An 18,021-nucleotide genomic window follows, 5' to 3' on the forward strand; every position below is an offset into this window, starting at 1 on the left:
TGGCCGACGAACCACGCGAGCGGAAACGGCTCAGCCGTGACTCCGGTCCGGACGCAGCTCGATGCGGTCCGGCGCGAGGTCGACCGCCACGCGGTGCTGCATGCCCAGGGCCTCCAGGAACTTCGGGGGGAGTTGGCCCCGGCCGGAGTGGTCCAGGACCACGTACTCGCGTTCGCTGATCGATTCCGCGCCGTGCTCGTCGGTGACCAGGCGGCGCAGGACCTCGCTGCTGGTGCAGCCGTCACGGATCGCCACGGTGCGGCGGACCTCGCCCGCCACCATGGGATCGTGCGTCACGATGACCACCGTCACGCCGAGTTCCTTTCTCACCGTGCGGAAGGTCCCGGAGACCGCCGCGGCCGTCTCCGAGTCCAGTTCGCCCGTAGGCTCGTCGGCCGGCAGGACCCTGGGGTCGTCCGCCATGGCCACGGCGATCGCGACGCGCTGCTGTTGGCCGCCTGACAGGTGCGCCGGCAGCCGGTGCGCCAGATCGCCCATTTCGAGGGCGTCCAGGATCTCCGCGACCCGTGCGGCGCGGCGTGCGCCCGCGCCGCGTCGGGAACCGCCACCCTTCAACTGCGTCGGCAGCGCGACGTTCTGCGCGGCCGTCAGGAACGGCAACAGCGCGCCACGCCCTGACGCCGCCGCAACCCCAGAACGCGCCCGGACCCTGCTCGCCCTGGTCGGCCTCGCCACCCACGCCGAGCAGCGCCCCGGCGAGCTTTTCGGCGGCAGCAGCAGCGTGTCGCGGTGGCCCGCGCCCTGGCCAACAACCCCGACCTGATCATCGCGGACGAACCCACGGGCCGGCTCGACTCGGAGACAGGCCGGTCGATCATGGAGCTGTTGCGTGCGGGCGTGCGCAGCGAGTCGGTCACCATCCTCGTCGCCACCACGACCCCAGCCTGATCGAACTGGCGGACCGGGTGGTGGAATGGCGCGACGGCCGCCTCGTCGGGCCCGTCGCGGAGGAGGGGGCCGGCCGGTGAGGGCGACACGGCAGGCCGAGGCCATGGTCCGACCGACCCGTTCCGAAGGCCTCGGCCCCTCACTTCGGCAGGGCTGTCTCCAGTTCTGCCAGTTCCGCCGCGTCGAGTTCGATCCCGGTGGCCTCGGCCGAGTCCCGGATCGACGCCGGACGGCCGGCTCCCGGCACCGGGATGACCAGCGGGGAGCGGGCCAGTAGCCAGGCCAAGGCGATCTGCTGCGGGCTCACGCCGCGTTCGACCGCGATGCGGTGGAAGGCGGTGCCGGCGGAGGTGGGGCCGGACGGCCCGTCCAGGGAACTGCGGGAGATGCCGCCCAACGGGCTCCAGGGCAGGAAAGCCAGGCCGAGTCGGGTGCTCAGCTCCAGTGCGGGCTCGCTGTCGCGAACGGCGGGGGAGAACTGGTTCTGCACGGAGACGAGCGCGTCGCCGAGGATGGAGCGCGCCTCACGGATCTGGTCGGTGGTGACATTGGAGATACCCGCGGCCCGGATGGTTCCCGCGTCGAGGAGTTCGCGCAGGGCGCCGACCGATTCCGCCCAAGGCACGTCAGGGTCGGGCTTGTGCAGCTGGTACAGGCCGATCGCCTCCACTCCCAGCCGCTTGAGCGAGGCTTCGGCGGCCTGCTTGAGATGGGCGGGGGTGCCCGTGACGGTCCAACCGCCGTCGCCGGGACGGCCCCGGCCCCCTTTGGTGGCGACGAGGACGCCTGAGGTGTCGCCGCCGAAGCGGGCGAGGGCACGGGCGATGAGCAGTTCATTGTGGCCGCGCTCGTCGGCGTGCCAGTGGTAACTGTCGGCCGTGTCGATGAGCGTGATGCCTGCGTCGAGGGCGGCATGGATGGTTGCGACGGCTCGCTCTTCATCCGGGCGGTTCTCGATGGAAAGGGGCATGGCCCCCAAGGCGATGGCACTGACCGTGGTGGTCCCCAGGGGGCGGTACTTCATGTGCGTCTCTACTCCTGTGTCCATGTTGCCCAGAGGGCCGGGGCGGCGGATGCGGCGAGCGCTCCGGGTACGCCGCCGCGCTTCGACGGTTCATCCTGGGCGCATCCGGTCGCCGGCAGAAGTGCCGAAACGGTGGACACGTAGTAAGGAAAACTGTCGACCCCTGCGCCACCGCTCCGTGTCCCGCGCTCTGCGGCGGTGGGACCGGCGACGTCCAGGCGGCACTTCTGGACGTCCAGGCGGCACTTCTGCCTGACCCTGCAGGCCGCCGCCCGAGGACGACGCCCGGATCGCCCCGCTGCTCTCATGGCTAGGCACCCCCGCTACCCACGGTTCTAGGGTGCCGCCCGGCGATCCGCTGCCCGAGCGGAGGTCGCAGACGTGCTACCAAGCAGGAAATGGGCCTTCCGGTCGGATCAGTCGGATCACGCTGTGACCGCCCGGGGACGCGAACCCCTCGCCGGCCACGGAAACACCGATGAGTTTTCCCCGTCCGGCGAGTCCTACCACCGTTGTCGACAACACAGGAGGAGCAAGTGACTCAGCTACTGCGGGTCCAGAACTTCAACGTCTCAAGTGACGGGATCGGTGCCGGTGAGGAGCAGACCCTCGAAAGGCCGTTCGGTCATGTCGATCCCGGCAAGCTGTTCGCCTGGGCCGGTGCCACGGCGAGCTGGCCCATGCGGACCGCCCCAGGAGGGACCCGGGGCCTGGACGACTACCTCACGCGGGACTTCGCCCACAACATCGGCGCCGAGATCATGGGCCGCAACAAGTTCGGGCCCCAGCGAGGTCCCTGGCAGGACCTGGAGTGGCAGGGCTGGTGGGGGGACGAGCCCCCGTTCCACACTCCGGTGTTCGTCCTGACCCACCACAAGCGTCCTTCGTTCACGTTGTCCGACACCACCTTCCACTTCGTCGACGGCGACCCCGCCACCGTCTTGGAGCAGGCCCGGGCGGCGGCGCAGGGCAAGGACGTCCGGCTCGGCGGCGGCGTGAGCACCGTCAGGGAATTCCTCGACGCCGACCTCGTCGACACCATGCATGTGGCGGTCTCACCGATCAAGCTCGGTTCCGGCCTACGACTGTGGGAATCCCCCGACGAACTGCTCGACCGGTTCCACCTGGAGGTAGTGCCCAGCCCGAGCGGGGTGCAGCACCACCTGTTCTGGAGGAAGTAACCGGCTCCCGACGGCCGCCCCGGGACCGCTTCGCCTCCCGGGGCCGGCCCCGAGGCGGGCCGTGGAGCCGGGCCGCGGGCCGTCATCCGGCCTCGAAGGCCGATGCGGTCCGGCTGATCGCGACCGGAGTGGGAGTACGGGGTCGGAGACGGAGCCGGGAGAACCTTCCGCCCGGGGTCAGCCCGCGTAGCGGGCGGCCAAGGTCCGTACGGTCGCGGCGATGCGGTCCCGGAGTTCGTCCGGTGCCACGACCTCGATGTCCGTGCCCATCCGCAGGAACTCCCCGTAGGCGTGGTCGATCGACTCGATCGGCACTCGGGCCTGCGTCCATCCGTCGCTCGTGGGCGTCACCCCGAGACGGCGGGCGCCTTCCGGGGTGAGCCGCACCAGGGCCTTCCCGGTGTGCAGCCGCGCCCGGAAGTCGGCCACGTAGTCGTCCCAGTAAGCGCCCAGGTCGAACCCCTCCGGAGCGGGGAACTCCTCCAGCGGCCGGATGCCGAGGATCTGGTCGACCCGGTAGGTGCGGATCCCGGACGGGCCGCCCGCCACCAGGTACCAGCGGCCCGCCTTCAGTACGAGGCCGTACGGCTCCACCCGCCGCTCGATCTCCTCCGGCGCCCGCCAGCGCCGGTACCGCAGCACCGTTGCCCGCCGCTCCCACACGGCGGCGGCGACCGGGGCCAGGTAGGGCGTGCGGTCGGCGTCGCTGTACCAGCCGGGCGCGTCGAGCAGGAAGCGTTCCCGGGTCCGCCCGGCGTGCTCGCGCAGCTCCGCCGGGAGCGCGGCGTGCAATTTGAGTTGGGCGGTGGCGAGCGCCTCGCCGAGGCCCAGGTCGGCTGCGGCGCCGGGGAGCGCGGCGAGGAACGCGGCCTGCGCCTCGTCCGCGGTGAGTCCGGTGAGCCGGGTCCGGTAACCGCCGACCAACCGGTAGCCACCCGCGTGTCCGGCGGCGCCGTACAGCGGGATGCCGGCGGCGCCGAGCGCCTCGACGTCCCGATAGACCGTACGGACGGAGACCTCCAGCTCCTCGGCCAATTGCCGGGCGGTCATCCGGCCCCGGTTCTGGAGCAGGAGGAGCAGAGTGACCAGCCGGCTCGCACGCATGCCGCCCAGTATCCACATCCACTGACAGCAGATGTCAGGGGACTGTCCCTAACCTGCGGCGCATGAACGACTTCGACTTCCTGCACGGCTCCTGGGACGTGACCAACCGCCGTCTCACCGCACCGCTCGCACCGGGCACCGGAACCTGGGTGGAGTTCCCGGGCCATGCCGTGATCCGCCCGCTGTTCGGCGGCGCCGGCAACATCGACGAGATCACCTTCCCCACCCTCGGCCGCCAGGGAGTGACCCTGCGGCTGCTCGACCGCGAGACGGGACGCTGGTCGATCCACTGGTCCGACAGTCGGACGGGCCGGCTGGACCCGCCCGTGATCGGTGGCTTCACCGGGGAACGCGGCGACTTCTACGGTGACGACACCCACGACGGGCGCCCGATCCGGGTGCACTTCACCTGGTACCGCCTCGGACCGGACCACGCCCGCTGGGAGCAGGAGTTCTCCGCCGACGACGGCCGCACCTGGGAGCAGAACTGGACCATGGACTTCACCCGAACCGGGCAGGCCGGCGCATGAGCATCGTCGAACTCCGGCAGTACACCCTGCGTCCAGGAGCCCGGGAAACGCTGATCGAGCTGTTCGAGCGCGAGTTCGTGACCGGCCAGCGGGCGGTCGGCATCACCGTCGGCGGCCGGTTCCGCGACCTGGACGACCCGAACCGCTTCGTCTGGCTGCGCTCCTTCCCCGATATGGCGCGCCGTCGGCGCTCGCTGGAGTCCTTCTACACCGGCCCGGTCTGGCGCGAGCACCGCGAGGTGGCCAACGCCACCATGACCGACAGCGACGACGTCCTGCTGCTGCGCGGACCCGGCTTCACGCCCGCGCCCGGCGCCCGCGAGGTGCTCGCGACCGTCTGCCATCCGTCCGGGGCGGCCGCCTTCGACGGGTACGCCGCCCGGTACCTGAGCCCGGGCCACGCGCTGCACCGCACCGAGCACGCCGAGAACGACTACCCGCGCCTGCCGGTCCGCACCGGGGAGGACGTCAGGGTCTGGTTCGGCGCTTCGGAGCCGCCGCCCTGGCCCAGCCGGACGCTTCGGCTGGAACCGGTGACGACCTGAGTCCTGACTGATCACATCGGGAACGAGAGCAGCCGCACCGCCCCGGCCGGCCAGTCCGCCTCGTCGTGCAGCGACGTCCACATGGTTCGAAGCGGCATGAGCACGGGCCCTTCGTGTTGTTCGACGTGGACGTCCTGGTCCAACACCCGCCAGCCGAGTCGCCGGTACAGCGGGACGAGCGGGGGCCGGCAGAAGAGAAGTCCGTACTGCGGGCCCATCGTCCGTGCGTGGTCCAGGGCGGCGGTCATGACGAGGCGGGCGAGTCCTCGTCCACGTGCGTCCGGTGCCACGGCCACGCCGCCGACCCCGACCACCTCGGTCTCGACGCCCCCGATCGATATGGGCGTCCGGAGCAGGCCCGTATGCGCCACGAGCCGGTCTTCCAGCCTGATGCCGAAGTGCTCCTTCTTGGGCAGCCATGTCAGGCCGGTGTCGGCGACACCGAAGGGGTCGGCACCCTCGCCGAGGATTTCCGTCTGCTCGGTCTTCGTGTAGCACGTGAGACGCACCACCGCTGCCGGTGACACATGTGACAAGTGATCCATCCCAGCATGGTCCTGCTTCGTGTCGCCCCTTGGCCAACCGGGCCCGGCGCCGGCTGTCCTCGGTGGGGGCTTCCTGGCGGATGTGGCCGTCTGCCGTCACCCACATGCCGACCACGTCGGCCCGGCCCTGTTCTGTGCTGCCCGTCAAGGACGGACTCCGTTCGTCGAAGGATGCGGATCCGTTCCGCGCCACCGAGTCTGGGCGGGAGGTCGACGACCGGCCAGGCCGTGTCCTGCCTGGGTGCGGCGCACCCAGGCAGGACACGGGCGGCGCGGCCTAGGGTGAAGGCGTGACCGACAACGATCTGGGAGAGTTCCTGCGCGCACGCCGGGCGGCCCTGCGGCCGCAGGACGTGGGCGTGGCGAGCCACGGGGTGCGCAGGGTCGCGCGGTTGCGCCGGGAGGAGGTCGCCGTCCTGGCCGGGGTGAACGCGGACTACTACACCCCGCTGGAACAGGGGCGGGAGCGCCACCCTTCGGCCCGGGTGCTCGACGCGCTCGGCCGTGCCCTACGGCTCGACCCGAACGAGCTCGCGCACCTCCACCGGCTGGCGGGGACGGTGCCCGGCGGCCGGTTCGCCCACTCAACTGTTGGACGGCTGTCCGGCCGCGGCGGCGTTCGTCATCAACCGGACCCTGGACGTCCTGGCGGCCAACGCCCTGGCCGGGGCCCTGCACTCCCCGTTCGAGCGGATGGACAACCTCGCCCGGATGACCTTCCTCGACCCGGCGGGCCGGCAGTTCTACCGGCGGTGGGACCACACGGCCCAGGCCGTTGTGGGCCGCCTGCGGCAGGCTGCCGGCTCGACCCGGACGGCCCGGGCTGCGGGAAGTCGTCCACGGCCTCACCCGGCGAAGCACGGACTTCACCGGCCTGCGGAACGCCCACGTCGTACGCGGCAAGAGCCAGGAGGCCAAGCACCTGCTGCATCCGGACGTCGGCTCGCTGGCCGTCACATACCAGACCTTCGACGTACGTGACGCTCCCGGCCGGCAGTTGGTCGTATACCAGGCGGAACCCGACAGCCCCAGCGCACAGGCCCTGGGCCTGCTCTGGTCCCTCCACGCCACCTCACACCGGGCCGCCCGCCGGCGGACACCGGGTAACCACGGCCATTAGCGCGCGGGGCTTCGACTACCGGTACGCGCCGAACCGGAGCTGGTGCGCGAGCAGGTCAGGTGATCGTGGGGCTGCGGCGTTCCACGAGGACCACGTCGCGCCATGTTCCGTGGTGGCGGCCGATGCGTTCGCGGGTGCCGATGACGCGGAACCCGGCCCGCAGGTGCAGGGCGAGGCTGGCGGTGTTCTCCGGGAAGATGCCGGACTGCACCGTCCAGATGCCGGCGGCGTCGGTGGATGCGATCAGGGCGGTCAGCAGGGCCAGGCCGACGCCGCGGCCGCGGGCCTCGGGGTGGACGTAGACGGAGTGCTCGACGACGCCGGCGTATGCGCATCGGTCCGATACCGGCACCACGGCGGCCCAGCCCAGGACCCGGCCGCCCGCGTCCAAGGCGACCAGGCGGTGTTCGTCCAGCTTCGCGGCGTCGAACGCCTGCCAGGTCGGGGCGATGGTCTCGAAGGTGGCGTTGCCCTCCTCGATGCCCAACCGGTAGATCGCCAGGGTCTGTTCGGCGTGTTCCGGCCGCATCGGCGCGATGCGAAAGCCGGTCGCGGCGGCCCTCATGCCGCAGCCAGGATGACGGCTTCGGTGACCAGGTCGGCGGGGCCGGGACCGGGCGGGCGGACCTCACCCAGGCCGCCGCCCGGACGGGCGTGGGAGACGGTGGCCATCCGCGAGCGGTCGGCGTCGCACACACAGATGAACGGCGCGGACGGGGTGGCGGAGGTGCTCATCAGGGCAGCGCGCCTTCTTCGGCGAGACGGGCGGGAGCGGCGTCTTGCTGCCCGCCGTGGGGAACGAGGACCTCGTCCTCGTCCACGGCGGCCGGACGGCCGAAGCACACGGCGGTCAAGCCCAGGCCGACGGCGGCGCCGATCAGCTGGGCGGCGAGGAACGGCAACACGGACGCGGGGGCGATCCCGGCGAAGGTGTCGGTGAATGCCCGGCCGATCGTCACGGCCGGGTTGGCGAAGCTGGTGGAGGAGGTGAACCAGTACGCCGCTCCGATGTAGGAGGCGACGAGTACCGGTGCCAGGTGCGCGCGGCCGGCGCGGGCCAGGCCGAAGATCAGCCAGACCAGCCCGGCGGTGGCCACGACCTCGGCCGACCAAAGGTGCCCGGCGGACCGGTCGTGGGTGGAGAAGTGAACCAGTGGCTTGCCGAACATGGCGTCGGCCGCCACCGCGCCCGCGATCGCCCCGGCGACCTGGGCGGGCACGTACGCCGCGACGTCGCGCAGGGTGGGGGAGTCGCCGGTGCGGCGGCCGGTGAACCAGGCGGCGAGGGTGACAGCCGGGTTGAAGTGCGCCCCCGACACCGAGGCCAGCAGAGCGATCAGCACACCGAGGCCGAAGACGGTGGCGAGGGAATTGGCCAGCAGTTGCACCCCTATGTCGCGGGTCAGCTCGGTGGCCTGAATACCGGAGCCGACCACCACCGTGACCAGGGCGGCCGTCCCGAGTCCCTCGACCGTCGCTCGCCGTACCAGCGGCGCCCGCGCGCTCACGCGGTGGCCTTGGCAGTGGCCTTCGAGGACACGGCGGGGATCTGGAGCAGGGCGGAAAGCTTCGACAGGGCGTCGGGGAGCACCCAGTAGTACACCCAGGTTCCACGCCGCTCGGAGCCGACCAGCCCGGCTTCCCGGAGCACCTTCAGGTGGTGGGAGATGGTCGGCTGGGAGACGTCGAACGGGCCGATGAGGTCGCACACGCACGCCTCGCCGCCTTCGTGGGAGGCGATCAGCGACAGCAGCCGCAGCCGGATCGGGTCCGACAGCGCCTTGAACATCCGCGACAGCTCGGCCGCGTCCTGCTCGCCCAGCGGCTCGCGGACCATCGGCGCGCAGCACGCCGCGTCGTCCTTGGCGAGCACCGGCAGACCCACTTGTTTCGACATGGCTCAATATTGACAGCTGTCGATACCGGTGGCAAGCTCGGTTGTATCGACAGATGTCGAAACAGATGTTCACCAAGGGGAGACCGCCATGTCCCGTGTCCAGCTCGCCCTGCGCGTCGCCGATCTCGACGCCTCGATCGACTTCTACTCCAAGCTCTTCGCCGCCGAGCCCGCCAAGAGGCGCGACGGCTACGCCAACTTCGCCATCACCGAGCCCCCGCTCAAGCTCGTCCTCATCGAGGGCGAGCCCGGAGAGGAGACCCGCCTGGACCACCTCGGCATCGAGGTCACCGCGACCGACGAGGTCACCGCGGCCACCACGCGGCTCAAGGACGCGGGCCTGGCGACCTTCGAGGAGAACGACACCTCCTGCTGCTACGCGTTGCAGGACAAGGTGTGGGTCGCCGGTCCCGGCAAGGAGCCGTGGGAGGTCTATGTCGTCAAGGCCGACGCGGGCACCCCGCGGAAGCCCGCCACCGCCCCGGGCGCCTGTTGCGCCCCGGACGGGCAGGCCGTCGACACGGTCCGGACCCCGGCCGATCAGACCGCCGAGAGGTGCGGCTGCGGCAGCTGACCCCGGCTGCCGCCGCGGAGCCGGCCTGACGAGTTCCCGGAACCGACCCGATATCAGGGCGTGGAAGTGGGCCGCCACGCGCCCGGCACGTCCGCGATGGCAGTCCCCCAGGCCCGGAACGCGGGGAACGCCAAGGTCTTCGTGGCCCTCAGGGCACGCAAACCGCCCGGACAGTCCCTAGTTCCCGCCGGCGACGAGGGTGGCGCTGACGGTTTTCCCCCCGTGGTGGGAGTGGATGCCGGTGGTGTGGGCCAGGCGGTTGACCATCCGCCATCCGAAGCCACCCGGCTGCGCCGGAGCCCAAGGCTGTACGCGTGGTCGGCGCGGTGAGCGGTCGGACACCTCGATGGTGACGGCGCCGGCGCGGGCGGTGATGCGCAACGCGGTGACGCCGCCGCCGTGACGTCGGGCGTTGGAGACCAGCTCCGATACCACCGTGACCACGTCCTCTACCTGCTGCGGGGGCGCTCCCGTCTCGGCCAGGACGCTCTGGGCCAGCTCCCTTGCCTCCACACATCGCAATCCGGGCGGGCCCGGCCTGATCTGGTAACAGTCGGTCCTTTCCATGCAGGCCGCTTTCCCCTGCTCTTGCCTGGTAAGCGGAGGGACGGCCCTATTCGGAACGATCACGCCTGTGTTCATCTCCTCGGGTAGGTCTGCCGGCCACGCCGGTGGCTTCGCCGCAGGCCGCGGGCCCGAACTCAAGTCCGGCCTGATGAGGCGCCACATTCGGTACAGACGGGGACGTTGACCGTTTTCGCCGTGATCGGAGTCTCGTTCGGCTGGGGTTTCGCCGCTTCCGACTTGCCGGACAGGACGTGCTTGAAGCGTTGCTGACGCCGCAGTTCGCGGACGTCCAAGGGGTGCATTCGCCCGATTCCGGACGACGTCCAAGCAGCACATCCCGTGCCCAGGACAGCGCAGATCAACGCGATTCTCAGGAGGGTGTCTGGCACAGCGGTTCCTCTCCGGTGACTGGTGACGAGGGCGGCGCGTGTCGCGGTGCCCTTCGTCCTCGACATAACGCAACGGCATATGCGGAGATGCGCCCTGTCAGCCGATTGCATCCAGGCGGGGTAGCGGGTCACGGCTCCGGCGGCTCGAACGGGAGCGGCGCGCGGGCATGCGCGAGCGCCCCGACAGGGCGGAGTGCGCGCCGAGAACCGGTGCGCGGGGGGCCTTGGCGCTGCCTGGTGGGCGCCATCCGATCGCCGCCCGGTCCTTCCCGTGAGCTGGGACGACCGCTTCGGACAAGCCCGGGTACGTGCTGTCACCACGCTTGCTCCGTGGACACAGAAATGATTAAAGACACTGGTCAAGACTTGTTTACAACGCGTGCCATCACCTGAACGGACCACACCCTCCCTGCTGTGGGAAGCGTTGATGGACTATGACAAATGCAAACCACGCAGAAATTTTTCTGCGGAGCGCGGGCCGCTACGGACACGTTGTCGGCACCGAAGGCGCACGGGTGGGCGAATGGACATACACCGGCTGGACCCCGAGCAAGGGCGCGACGCTGCGCAACGAAGGGTGTGAAGTGGATCTCCACTATTCGTCCTCGATTTTCGAGGACTTCCTGGAGGAGATGAGCCGGATCCAGAACGAGTTCCGTCGACGCTCGCCGAACACGGAACCGCGGGAAACGGCCCTCGGCGAATGCCCGGAGACCCCAGGTGTTTGAACAGTACGAGCGGCACGACGGCGGCGGATTCCACCCGTCCCACCCGGAAGTATCCGCCTTCTGCCCGCCGTCCGGCTTCGAGCAACACACGACCCATCAGCAACCGCTGGTGGGATCCGATGAGTTGCATGTCCCGTGGGATCCGGCCGAGGAACTCGCCCATCTCCTCCAGGAGGCAAGGCGACCGAGGCTCGCGGACACGACGTTCGACCAGTTCGGCTTCGACGAGACCGTCGATGCGGACACTCCCGTCGGGATGGTCACCGAGCCCGCGCACGGAACGGATGAAAGGCCGCGACCGCCGGCCCGCCACGGGCACCGTCGGACCCCGCCGAAATCATCGGTTGTGACCCTGCTCAGGACGGGCAGTCTCTTCACCGCCGTGCTGGTCGCCGCGATCGCCGCCGTGGTCAGCATCTTCAGCGGTTTGGCCATTTGCGAGGCCCTGCGCCACAGCGCCGGCCCGCGCACCGCGGACGACGTCGTCAGCTGGTGGCCGCTGCTGATCTACGGGCCGTGGGTGGTCGCTTCCCTCTCCATCCTCCGAGCGGCCCTGCATCAACGTCGAGCCGTGCACTCCTGGTCCATCGTCCTGCTGTTCTCGACCCTTGCCACGCTCCTGTGCGTGGCTCAGGCGCCCAGCACCTTCGCGGCTCGGGCGGCGGCCACGCTCCCGCCCATCGCCGCGCTGGCCTGTTTCCAGCAACTGGTCCGCCAGATCACCCTCACCCGACCGCCCCGCCAACCCGTTCCACGGCACCGCGGCCGCTCGCTCCGCCTGTTGCGGCAACCGACGGTCGTGAGCGGCCCGGACACCGCACTCCCCGACTATCCGGTGATGGACCAGAGGGCCGGCCGCGCTCCCGCCCCTCCCAGATTCCGCTACGGCTCATGACGGACGTCCCGGCTCGCCCGTCGTCGACGATGACAACGCCTCGCGGTGCGAAGGGCACGGCGCAGCCGGATGTCGACGGCCTCTCGATCACTCCATTCCGTTCCCCCGCTCAAGGAGCGTGATCACTTGCAATACGAGAACGAAGATCAAAACGCATTAGTCACGGGTTGCCGACGGTCTCAGCCCCACGGGTCTGCGCCGTGAGCGGCCGCCCTCCACGCAACCGGCACCGCACCGGGGGCGCTCGCCGCCCCCTGGGTGGCGCCCGCCCCACCCCTCCGCATCCGTCCCGACGCCTCCCACAAGGACAGCACCATGCCCCACGAGCTCACCCACGCCGAACGACTCCGGTACAAGCGGAGCCAGGACGCCGCCTACCAGGCAGGCGAGGAAGCCGTCACCAACCTGCAGGCCGCATTGGCGCTCGCCGGCTTGACCCTTCCCTCGCTCTGCAACGACGGACCGGTCGGCTGCCGTGGGCTTGTCCGGCTCGGCGGGTGCAGCACAGCGGTCGCCAACCAACTCGCCGAAGTCATTGCCGCGGGCGCCCACGCCCTACAAGGCCAGCACCTGTGAACACCATGGCCGATCCGCCGGCGTTCGGCTCACAACCCGACCGCACGGGCGCCGTTCCGGCCCCGAGGCTGCCGCGGGGGGCACTCGACCCCTACCGGTTTCCCGGTTTGCGCGGCCTGGGCGAGGACGAGGACCCGAGCGCTCAAGACTCACACCCCCACCTCCATGATCGCGTCCCGCCGTCCGGCCGTCCGCCCGCACTCGTGAGCCCCGAAGACCGGCGACGGCTCGAACTCCAGGCGTGTCTGACCGCAGCGGGCATCACCCTGCTCGCCGACGACCCTCACGCGATCGGGGTGCTGGCCGGAGTCGACGAGATCACCTACCAGGCCGTCAGACGCTGGATCGGCCAAACCCACTGAACACACGCCCCCGACCGGTCCTGCGACGTGTCCACCTCTTGAGACGCACTCCGCTCGGTTTACCGCCTGCGGCCAGGACCGTTGGAGGGGCGTTAGCTCGAACTGATGACGCCGGCCATGCGGATGTCGCGCGTACCGGATCGCCTATGCACAATGCGTATGCCGATGTCGGCCGTGGGGTGAGGTGACCTCTGCGTGAAGTCCTGAGCTGGAGGTACACCGCCCATGGCGGCCAATGTGAATCCCACCGTCAGAAGACGGCGGCTGGGCGCGGAGCTCCGGCAGCTCCGCAAGGCCACGGGCATGACGTCATCACAGGCGGCGAAGCGCCTGATGGTGTCCCAGCCCAAGATCAGTCTCATCGAGACCGGACGCCGCCCGATCAACCCGCGTGATGTGCGGGACCTGTGCCGGATCTACGGAATCACCGACCAGGCGGTCGTCGATTCGTTGATGCGGATGGCGAAGGAGTCCGGCCGTCAAGGCTGGTGGGTCTCCTGCGGTGACGTCCCCTACGGTGTGTACATCGGCCTGGAGACGGCGGCCGCCGCGATCCACTCCTACGACGCCCTGCTGGTACCGGGTCTCCTTCAGACTCCCCGGTACGCGGCCGCGGTCATCGCGCAATCCGTTCCGTGCCCCACCGACGAACAGGCCGCCGTGAGCCTGGAGGTCCGCCTGCGACGTCAACACCGCGCGCACCACCCCGCCCGCCCGTTGCGCTTGTGGGCCATCCTGGACGAATCGGCACTGCACCGCATGGTCGGGAACCACGACATCATGCGCGAGCAGCTCGAACACCTGAACTCCCTGGGCGCGCAACCGCACATCACCGTGCAGGTCCTGCCTCACAGTTCCGGAGCCCATCCCGGGGTCTTAGGACAGTTCTCCATCCTCACGTATCCCGACTCCGACGCGGGAGTCGTCTATCTCGAACGCTTCACCAGCGATCTCTACCTGGAGAAACACGCCGAGCGCTACCCCTACCAGGTCATGTTCGACCACCTCCAGGCCCAAGCCCTGAATCCGGACGACTCCCGACACTTGATCGACGGCATGGTCAAGGCGTACTGCGAGACCCACTGACGCCGTGTGACAGAGCCGCCGCCGCGGCCCCTCGCAGGCATGCGCCCGAATCCGGGCGGCCCACGCCACGAGGGGGACGAAGTAAACTTCCACAAAATGTTGACGCACCTCTTTCGGAAGGCTTCGACAGGGCGGACCATCCAGGTATCCGCCGGACACCTGACGCGCCGTCGGTCGGTGGATGTGACCTGCCTGTCCTGCGCCCACCGGGAGGTATCACGACATGGCCCCGCACAGCGACTGTCCTGCCACACCTGCCCCTCAGGTCCCGCACCCCGCAACGCCCGAGGCGCCGAGTCGTCGTGGCGTTCTGGCCGGTCTGGGCATGGCCGTAGCCGCTCCCTTCACCCTCGGCGCTCGGCCGGCTCAGTCGAGAGACCGGACGCCCGGCGGGGACAGCCCGGCCCCCCGGCCGACCCTGCTCCACAACGCCTCCCTGGCACTCACCATGGACACCACGCTCGGCAGCGGGCCGCTGGGTCTGGTCGGGCACGCGGACGTCCTCCTGAGCGACGGCGTCATCGTGGCGGTCGGTGCGAACGTCCCCACACCGCCGGGCACGAAGGTGATCGACGCCTCCGGCAAGCTGTTGATGCCGGGGTTCGTGGACATCCACACCCACCTGTGGCAGTCCTCGATGCGCGGCGGCTGTGCCAACCGCGACCTGTTCGGATGGCTGGCCGAATGCAACCGGGCGACGTTTCCGCGGATCACGCCGGCTGACATGTACCGGTTCGTACGCCTGGCGGCCCTCGACACCGTTCAATCCGGCGTGACGACGGTCGTGGACTGGGTGGACGCCATCCCGTACGACACCACCGTCCAATACGTGCGGGCCCTCACCGAAACCGGAGTGCGCTTCGCCTACGCCATGTTCCAGGCCGAGCCGCAGGCCACCCTCCTGACGCGGGTCAAGAAGGAACTCATCGACCCGGTCCCCCTCGCCTCGGCCCAGATCGCCACGCACGCCGCGCGGGCCCTCGAAGGACTCAACCGCGCCCACTGGGAGATCGCTCAGGACTTGGGCGTCATGCTCAACAGCCACGCACTCGAACGCATCGAACAACGCGCGGACGACCCGATCGGTGTGTTGACCGATATCGGCGCGCTGGGCCCGCGACTGCTGATGAACCACGCGATCCACCTGAGCGACGACGAGATCGCCGTCGTCGCCTCGTACGATGTACGCGCCGCGCACTGTCCCTTGAGCAACATGAGGCTCGCCTCGGGAGTCATGCGGCTGCCGGACCTCGCCCGGCAGGGCGTGAAGGTCGGACTCGGCCAGGACGGCGGTACGAACGACACCTCGGACTTCTTCGCCCTGATGAAGACCGCCATCGGCCTCCAACGGGCTCGTTCGCTGAACGCCGAGGTCTTCCCACAGGTTCAGGACGCGCTGCGGTCCGCAACGCTCGGCGGCGCCGAAGCCATCGGCATGGCCGACAGGATCGGCTCACTGACCCCCGGCAAGAGGGCCGACCTCATCGTGATCGACCCCGCCACACTGAACTTCGCACCGCGCTTCGACTGGGTCAACCAGATCGTCTTCAACGGCCGCCCCCAGAACGTCCACTCCGTCTTCGTCGACGGCCGTCCCCTCAAACTCGACGGCCGCCTGGTCGGAGTGGACACCGAGCGCGTCGTACGAGAGGCCGAAGCCGCCGCCGTCCGCCTGCGGGCTGCCGCCTGACGCGCCGCCGAGTCGGGCCTCCTCGACGGCGCCGGGCACAGGGCCGGGTGGGCGAGCGCCCCTACGGTGTCGCGGGTGGGCTCTGTGCCGGTGCGTCACGCAGGAGCAACTCGACCGTCGCGTCGACGTACTCGTCCAGCCGGTCCTGCGTGCCGAGGGGGAGCAGCCCAGGCAGCCGCACAGCCAGTTGGTTGTGCCCGACGTAGGCGGTGAGCCCCAGAACGGCCCGCTGGAGCGCCACCTCGGGCGGGAATCCGATTTCCTCGAAGAGGCTCACGACGTAGGCCGTGCGTCGTTCCATCACACGCCGCACGACGGGCGCGACGAGTTCATGGCCGGCCGAGGCGAGCACGCTGACGGCCAGGGGATTGTGTTCCGCGTCCCTGCTCACCCGGGCGAAGAGCATCCGCAGTCGGGTTGCCGGATCGGGCTCGGTGGCCACGCTTGCGATGGTCGCCTCGGTGAAGCGCTGTTCCCACAGTGAGAGTGCCGCCTCGACGAGCGCCTCTCGGTTCGCGAAGTGCCAGTAGAAGCTGCCCTTGGTGGTGCCGAGCCGTTTCGCGAGCGGCTCCACCGCGACGGCGGCCACCCCGCCTGCGCCGATAGCGGTCAACGCGGCTTCCGCCCAGTCGTTCGCGGACAGCCGACGGCGTTCTTGTCCCATCTCCATACGGTAGCGTACGGTCCTTCCATACGCACCCGTATGGAGTGCGGCCGGAGGAGGCACAGCATGCGCAATGTCCAGCGCCGAACCGTCGAGGCACCGGCGTCCGAGGTCGGACCACTACTCGACCTCCTGAGCACTCCGCAGGACCGCTTGTGGCCGGCGGCCTGGTCACCGCTGCGACTCGACGCGGGACTCGCCGTCGGCTCGGCCGGTGGACACGGCAGGATCCGCTACGAGGTGAGCGCGTACGAACCCGGCAGCCGGGTCCACTTCGCCTTCACCCCCGGGCTGGGCCTGGAGGGTTACCACGAATTCGTCGTCATCCCCGACGGGCCGGCACGCTGTCAGGTCGTCCACACGGCATCCGGGCATCTCGCCGGGGGCATGCGTCTGCTGTGGCCGCTCGCGATCCGCCCGCTCCACGAAGCGCTCCTCGCCGACCTGTTGGACAACATCGAGCGGGAGGCCACGGGCCGTGTCGTCCGGCCCGCCCGCTGGTCCCTCCGCGTCCGCCTGATGCGTCGCTTCTTCCCGCCGACTCCGGTCCCGTCCGGCAGCCCGGCCGCCTGAGCACACCGTCGCACTCCTGCCGGCTACCGCGGCGCGGTCAGGAGACCGGTGCGGCGGCCGGCTGAGTGCCGAGCGAGTCGGCGGACCGCGTCAGCCGAGCTGATGGCCGGCCATGTCGCCGCCCGGGTCGTCGGCCAGCACCACGGTCGCCTTGATCCGCTTGCCCACCGGCTCGCGGCGCACTTCGAAGCTTCGGCACAGGGCCATGACGATTTCCAGGCCGTGCTGGCCCACCCGCTCCGGGTCGGGGGCCCTGACGATCGGCATTGCCGGATCACCGTCCCACACCGTGACCTCGACGGCCCCGTCCTCGATGTCCAGCGTCAGCAGACACAGTCCCGGGGCGTGCTTGCGGGCATTGGTCACCAGCTCGCTGACCACCAGGGCGACGATGTCCATCGCACGCTCGGACACGGGCAGCCCATGCACCGCCTGCACATCGACCAGGAAAGCCCGGGCCAGGGCACGCGCCTCGGCGATCTTCCTGTCGCCCTCGAAGACGGCGGACACCGCCGGCAGCCCACCAACACGAGATCGCCGCGCCTGATCCGCTTCCACCCGGTCCATACAGCCCCCGCCTTACACCCAAGTGATTCACCCCGACCCGGGACCGCTTGCCCCCTGGATCCAACCGTATGCATCAACCGGATGATCCGGATGTCGCCGGGAACCGAACGGCAGGTCCGGGCCGCGGGTGCTGCTCCACTCGTCGCGTCCGCGCGTCAGCACCACCTGTCGGCGAGGTGGGGGACGACCTTCCGGCAGTAGTGGCAGGTGGTCCCCGCATCGGTGTCCTCGGTCGAGCCGGAACAGGCGGGGCAGTCTCCGCGTTCGAGGACCGGGCCGCGTTCGGCTGCGCAGGCGGGGCAGAGGTGGGCCAGCGCGTCCGGTGCGGCCGGGTAGCCCGGTAGGACCACGGCCGCCGGCCGCAGGACCCAGCCCGCTTCCGTGATCAGGTCCTCGAACCGGGCGTTCTCCGTACCCTCGGGCTCCAGGTACAGGGCGAGGCAGCTCTCCCGGTCGCAGGTCACGGCGTAGCGGATCATGGGCTCTCCTGGTTCT

General features: G+C 70.2%; 22 protein-coding genes and 3 pseudogenes. 13 read left to right on the plus strand and 12 right to left on the minus strand.

The window, feature by feature from the left end; translation table 11 throughout:
- Positions 1 to 30: 30 nt before the first annotated feature.
- Positions 31 to 624, minus strand: a pseudogene (locus E6R62_RS40225) (ATP-binding cassette domain-containing protein); the annotation flags it as partial.
- Between the two features lie 46 nt (positions 625 to 670).
- Here E6R62_RS40225 and E6R62_RS40655 point away from each other — a divergent pair.
- Positions 671 to 989, plus strand: a pseudogene (locus E6R62_RS40655) (ATP-binding cassette domain-containing protein); the annotation flags it as partial.
- A 59-nt stretch (positions 990 to 1,048) separates the two neighbouring features.
- Here the strand turns inward: E6R62_RS40655 and E6R62_RS05460 are convergent.
- Positions 1,049 to 1,933, minus strand: a complete 885-nt coding sequence (locus E6R62_RS05460) for an aldo/keto reductase (protein WP_136211926.1) — start codon at positions 1,931 to 1,933, stop codon at positions 1,049 to 1,051.
- A 536-nt stretch (positions 1,934 to 2,469) separates the two neighbouring features.
- Between E6R62_RS05460 and E6R62_RS05465 the strand changes: the two genes are divergently transcribed.
- On the plus strand, positions 2,470 to 3,114 hold the full coding sequence (locus tag E6R62_RS05465) for a dihydrofolate reductase family protein (RefSeq protein WP_136211928.1): 645 nt from the start codon (positions 2,470 to 2,472) through the stop codon (positions 3,112 to 3,114).
- A gap of 177 nt (positions 3,115 to 3,291) precedes the next feature.
- On the opposite strand, the gene E6R62_RS05470 is transcribed toward E6R62_RS05465, so the two are convergent.
- Positions 3,292 to 4,218: a YafY family protein gene (locus E6R62_RS05470; RefSeq protein ID WP_136211930.1), complete on the minus strand. Its 927-nt coding sequence runs from the start codon at positions 4,216 to 4,218 to the stop codon at positions 3,292 to 3,294.
- A gap of 62 nt (positions 4,219 to 4,280) precedes the next feature.
- On the opposite strand from E6R62_RS05470, the gene E6R62_RS05475 reads away from it, so the two are divergent.
- Complete coding sequence (locus E6R62_RS05475; RefSeq protein ID WP_136211932.1) at positions 4,281 to 4,748, plus strand: hypothetical protein; 468 nt, start codon at positions 4,281 to 4,283, stop codon at positions 4,746 to 4,748.
- Positions 4,745 to 5,293, plus strand: a complete 549-nt coding sequence (locus tag E6R62_RS05480) for an NIPSNAP family protein (RefSeq protein WP_136211934.1) — start codon at positions 4,745 to 4,747, stop codon at positions 5,291 to 5,293. Before E6R62_RS05475 ends, E6R62_RS05480 begins: the two co-directional genes overlap by 4 nt.
- An 11-nt stretch (positions 5,294 to 5,304) precedes the next feature.
- On the opposite strand, the gene E6R62_RS05485 is transcribed toward E6R62_RS05480, so the two are convergent.
- Entirely contained in the window at positions 5,305 to 5,838 is a 534-nt protein-coding gene (locus E6R62_RS05485; RefSeq protein ID WP_136211936.1) for a GNAT family N-acetyltransferase, read from the minus strand.
- Positions 5,839 to 6,128: 290 nt separating this feature from the next.
- On the opposite strand from E6R62_RS05485, the pseudogene E6R62_RS05490 reads away from it, so the two are divergent.
- Positions 6,129 to 6,958, plus strand: a pseudogene (locus E6R62_RS05490) (helix-turn-helix transcriptional regulator).
- A 55-nt stretch (positions 6,959 to 7,013) separates the two neighbouring features.
- On the opposite strand, the gene E6R62_RS05495 reads toward E6R62_RS05490, so the two are convergent.
- The 4 genes from E6R62_RS05495 to E6R62_RS05505 are packed head-to-tail and all read right to left on the minus strand — an operon-like array spanning position 7,014 to position 8,855.
- The gene (locus E6R62_RS05495) at positions 7,014 to 7,523 is read right to left on the minus strand and encodes a GNAT family N-acetyltransferase (protein ID WP_136211938.1); all 510 of its coding nucleotides are present in this window, start codon (positions 7,521 to 7,523) and stop codon (positions 7,014 to 7,016) included.
- The gene (locus E6R62_RS39405) at positions 7,520 to 7,693 is read right to left on the minus strand and encodes a hypothetical protein (protein ID WP_168713974.1); all 174 of its coding nucleotides are present in this window, start codon (positions 7,691 to 7,693) and stop codon (positions 7,520 to 7,522) included. Before E6R62_RS39405 ends, E6R62_RS05495 begins: the two co-directional genes overlap by 4 nt.
- Positions 7,693 to 8,466, minus strand: a complete 774-nt coding sequence (locus tag E6R62_RS05500) for an aquaporin (protein ID WP_206308654.1) — start codon at positions 8,464 to 8,466, stop codon at positions 7,693 to 7,695. Before E6R62_RS05500 ends, E6R62_RS39405 begins: the two co-directional genes overlap by 1 nt.
- Positions 8,463 to 8,855, minus strand: coding sequence for a helix-turn-helix transcriptional regulator (locus E6R62_RS05505; RefSeq protein WP_168713975.1), 393 nt, complete (start codon positions 8,853 to 8,855; stop codon positions 8,463 to 8,465). The genes E6R62_RS05500 and E6R62_RS05505 overlap by 4 nt, the downstream gene beginning before the upstream one ends.
- An 88-nt stretch (positions 8,856 to 8,943) precedes the next feature.
- Here E6R62_RS05505 and E6R62_RS05510 point away from each other — a divergent pair, with 88 nt between their 5' ends.
- A complete protein-coding gene (locus tag E6R62_RS05510) occupies positions 8,944 to 9,429 on the plus strand; it encodes an ArsI/CadI family heavy metal resistance metalloenzyme (RefSeq protein WP_136211940.1) in 486 nt (161 codons plus the stop codon).
- Between the two features lie 177 nt (positions 9,430 to 9,606).
- Here E6R62_RS05510 and E6R62_RS39410 read toward each other — a convergent pair whose 3' ends face one another.
- Complete coding sequence (locus E6R62_RS39410; RefSeq protein ID WP_168713976.1) at positions 9,607 to 9,942, minus strand: ATP-binding protein; 336 nt, start codon at positions 9,940 to 9,942, stop codon at positions 9,607 to 9,609.
- Positions 9,943 to 10,819: 877 nt separating this feature from the next.
- On the opposite strand from E6R62_RS39410, the gene E6R62_RS05520 reads away from it, so the two are divergent.
- From E6R62_RS05520 to E6R62_RS05540, 6 genes are all read left to right on the plus strand, one after another.
- Complete coding sequence (locus E6R62_RS05520) at positions 10,820 to 11,113, plus strand: hypothetical protein (RefSeq protein WP_136211944.1); 294 nt, start codon at positions 10,820 to 10,822, stop codon at positions 11,111 to 11,113.
- Positions 11,106 to 12,008 carry a hypothetical protein gene (locus E6R62_RS05525; protein ID WP_206308655.1) on the plus strand — a complete coding sequence of 301 codons (903 nt, stop codon included), beginning with the start codon at positions 11,106 to 11,108 and terminating at the stop codon, positions 12,006 to 12,008. Before E6R62_RS05520 ends, E6R62_RS05525 begins: the two co-directional genes overlap by 8 nt.
- Before the next feature lie 315 nt (positions 12,009 to 12,323).
- Positions 12,324 to 12,584 (plus strand): hypothetical protein, encoded by a 261-nt coding sequence (locus E6R62_RS05530; protein WP_136211946.1) that lies wholly within the window; start codon positions 12,324 to 12,326, stop codon positions 12,582 to 12,584.
- A gap of 203 nt (positions 12,585 to 12,787) precedes the next feature.
- A complete protein-coding gene (locus E6R62_RS39415) occupies positions 12,788 to 12,946 on the plus strand; it encodes a hypothetical protein (RefSeq protein ID WP_168713977.1) in 159 nt (52 codons plus the stop codon).
- A gap of 225 nt (positions 12,947 to 13,171) precedes the next feature.
- Complete coding sequence (locus E6R62_RS05535; RefSeq protein WP_136211947.1) at positions 13,172 to 14,032, plus strand: helix-turn-helix transcriptional regulator; 861 nt, start codon at positions 13,172 to 13,174, stop codon at positions 14,030 to 14,032.
- A gap of 325 nt (positions 14,033 to 14,357) precedes the next feature.
- A complete protein-coding gene (locus E6R62_RS05540; protein WP_168713978.1) occupies positions 14,358 to 15,722 on the plus strand; it encodes an amidohydrolase family protein in 1,365 nt (454 codons plus the stop codon).
- 61 nt (positions 15,723 to 15,783) lie between these two features.
- On the opposite strand, the gene E6R62_RS05545 is transcribed toward E6R62_RS05540, so the two are convergent.
- Entirely contained in the window at positions 15,784 to 16,386 is a 603-nt protein-coding gene (locus E6R62_RS05545; RefSeq protein WP_240801484.1) for a TetR/AcrR family transcriptional regulator, read from the minus strand.
- Between the two features lie 66 nt (positions 16,387 to 16,452).
- Between E6R62_RS05545 and E6R62_RS05550 the strand changes: the two genes are divergently transcribed.
- Complete coding sequence (locus E6R62_RS05550; RefSeq protein WP_136211951.1) at positions 16,453 to 16,959, plus strand: SRPBCC family protein; 507 nt, start codon at positions 16,453 to 16,455, stop codon at positions 16,957 to 16,959.
- A gap of 90 nt (positions 16,960 to 17,049) precedes the next feature.
- Here the strand turns inward: E6R62_RS05550 and E6R62_RS05555 are convergent, their stop codons facing one another.
- Both E6R62_RS05555 and E6R62_RS05560 read right to left on the minus strand, forming a co-directional pair.
- Complete coding sequence (locus E6R62_RS05555) at positions 17,050 to 17,526, minus strand: ATP-binding protein (RefSeq protein WP_136211953.1); 477 nt, start codon at positions 17,524 to 17,526, stop codon at positions 17,050 to 17,052.
- Positions 17,527 to 17,681: 155 nt separating this feature from the next.
- Positions 17,682 to 18,005, minus strand: coding sequence for a hypothetical protein (locus E6R62_RS05560; RefSeq protein ID WP_136211955.1), 324 nt, complete (start codon positions 18,003 to 18,005; stop codon positions 17,682 to 17,684).
- Positions 18,006 to 18,021 lie beyond the last annotated feature (16 nt).

This window comes from Streptomyces sp. A1136, from assembly GCF_004795055.1.
Lineage (GTDB): Bacteria > Actinomycetota > Actinomycetes > Streptomycetales > Streptomycetaceae > Streptomyces.

Excerpts from the sequence above, each read along its gene's own strand:
- E6R62_RS05535 (WP_136211947.1), top strand. The coding sequence starts at position 13,172 with ATGGCGGCCAATGTGAATCCCACCGTCAGAAGACGGCGGCTGGGCGCG.
- E6R62_RS05485 (WP_136211936.1), bottom strand. The coding sequence starts at position 5,838 with ATGGATCACTTGTCACATGTGTCACCGGCAGCGGTGGTGCGTCTCACG.
- E6R62_RS05520 (WP_136211944.1), top strand. The coding sequence starts at position 10,820 with ATGACAAATGCAAACCACGCAGAAATTTTTCTGCGGAGCGCGGGCCGC.
- E6R62_RS05555 (WP_136211953.1), bottom strand. The coding sequence starts at position 17,526 with ATGGACCGGGTGGAAGCGGATCAGGCGCGGCGATCTCGTGTTGGTGGG.
- E6R62_RS05475 (WP_136211932.1), top strand. The coding sequence starts at position 4,281 with ATGAACGACTTCGACTTCCTGCACGGCTCCTGGGACGTGACCAACCGC.
- E6R62_RS05460 (WP_136211926.1), bottom strand. The coding sequence starts at position 1,933 with ATGAAGTACCGCCCCCTGGGGACCACCACGGTCAGTGCCATCGCCTTG.
- E6R62_RS05495 (WP_136211938.1), bottom strand. The coding sequence starts at position 7,523 with ATGAGGGCCGCCGCGACCGGCTTTCGCATCGCGCCGATGCGGCCGGAA.
- E6R62_RS05540 (WP_168713978.1), top strand. The coding sequence starts at position 14,358 with ATGGCCGTAGCCGCTCCCTTCACCCTCGGCGCTCGGCCGGCTCAGTCG.
- E6R62_RS05470 (WP_136211930.1), bottom strand. The coding sequence starts at position 4,218 with ATGCGTGCGAGCCGGCTGGTCACTCTGCTCCTCCTGCTCCAGAACCGG.
- E6R62_RS39405 (WP_168713974.1), bottom strand. The coding sequence starts at position 7,693 with ATGAGCACCTCCGCCACCCCGTCCGCGCCGTTCATCTGTGTGTGCGAC.
- E6R62_RS05530 (WP_136211946.1), top strand. The coding sequence starts at position 12,324 with ATGCCCCACGAGCTCACCCACGCCGAACGACTCCGGTACAAGCGGAGC.
- E6R62_RS05545 (WP_240801484.1), bottom strand. The coding sequence starts at position 16,386 with ATGGGACAAGAACGCCGTCGGCTGTCCGCGAACGACTGGGCGGAAGCC.
- E6R62_RS05480 (WP_136211934.1), top strand. The coding sequence starts at position 4,745 with ATGAGCATCGTCGAACTCCGGCAGTACACCCTGCGTCCAGGAGCCCGG.
- E6R62_RS05510 (WP_136211940.1), top strand. The coding sequence starts at position 8,944 with ATGTCCCGTGTCCAGCTCGCCCTGCGCGTCGCCGATCTCGACGCCTCG.
- E6R62_RS05560 (WP_136211955.1), bottom strand. The coding sequence starts at position 18,005 with ATGATCCGCTACGCCGTGACCTGCGACCGGGAGAGCTGCCTCGCCCTG.
- E6R62_RS05550 (WP_136211951.1), top strand. The coding sequence starts at position 16,453 with ATGCGCAATGTCCAGCGCCGAACCGTCGAGGCACCGGCGTCCGAGGTC.
- E6R62_RS05505 (WP_168713975.1), bottom strand. The coding sequence starts at position 8,855 with ATGTCGAAACAAGTGGGTCTGCCGGTGCTCGCCAAGGACGACGCGGCG.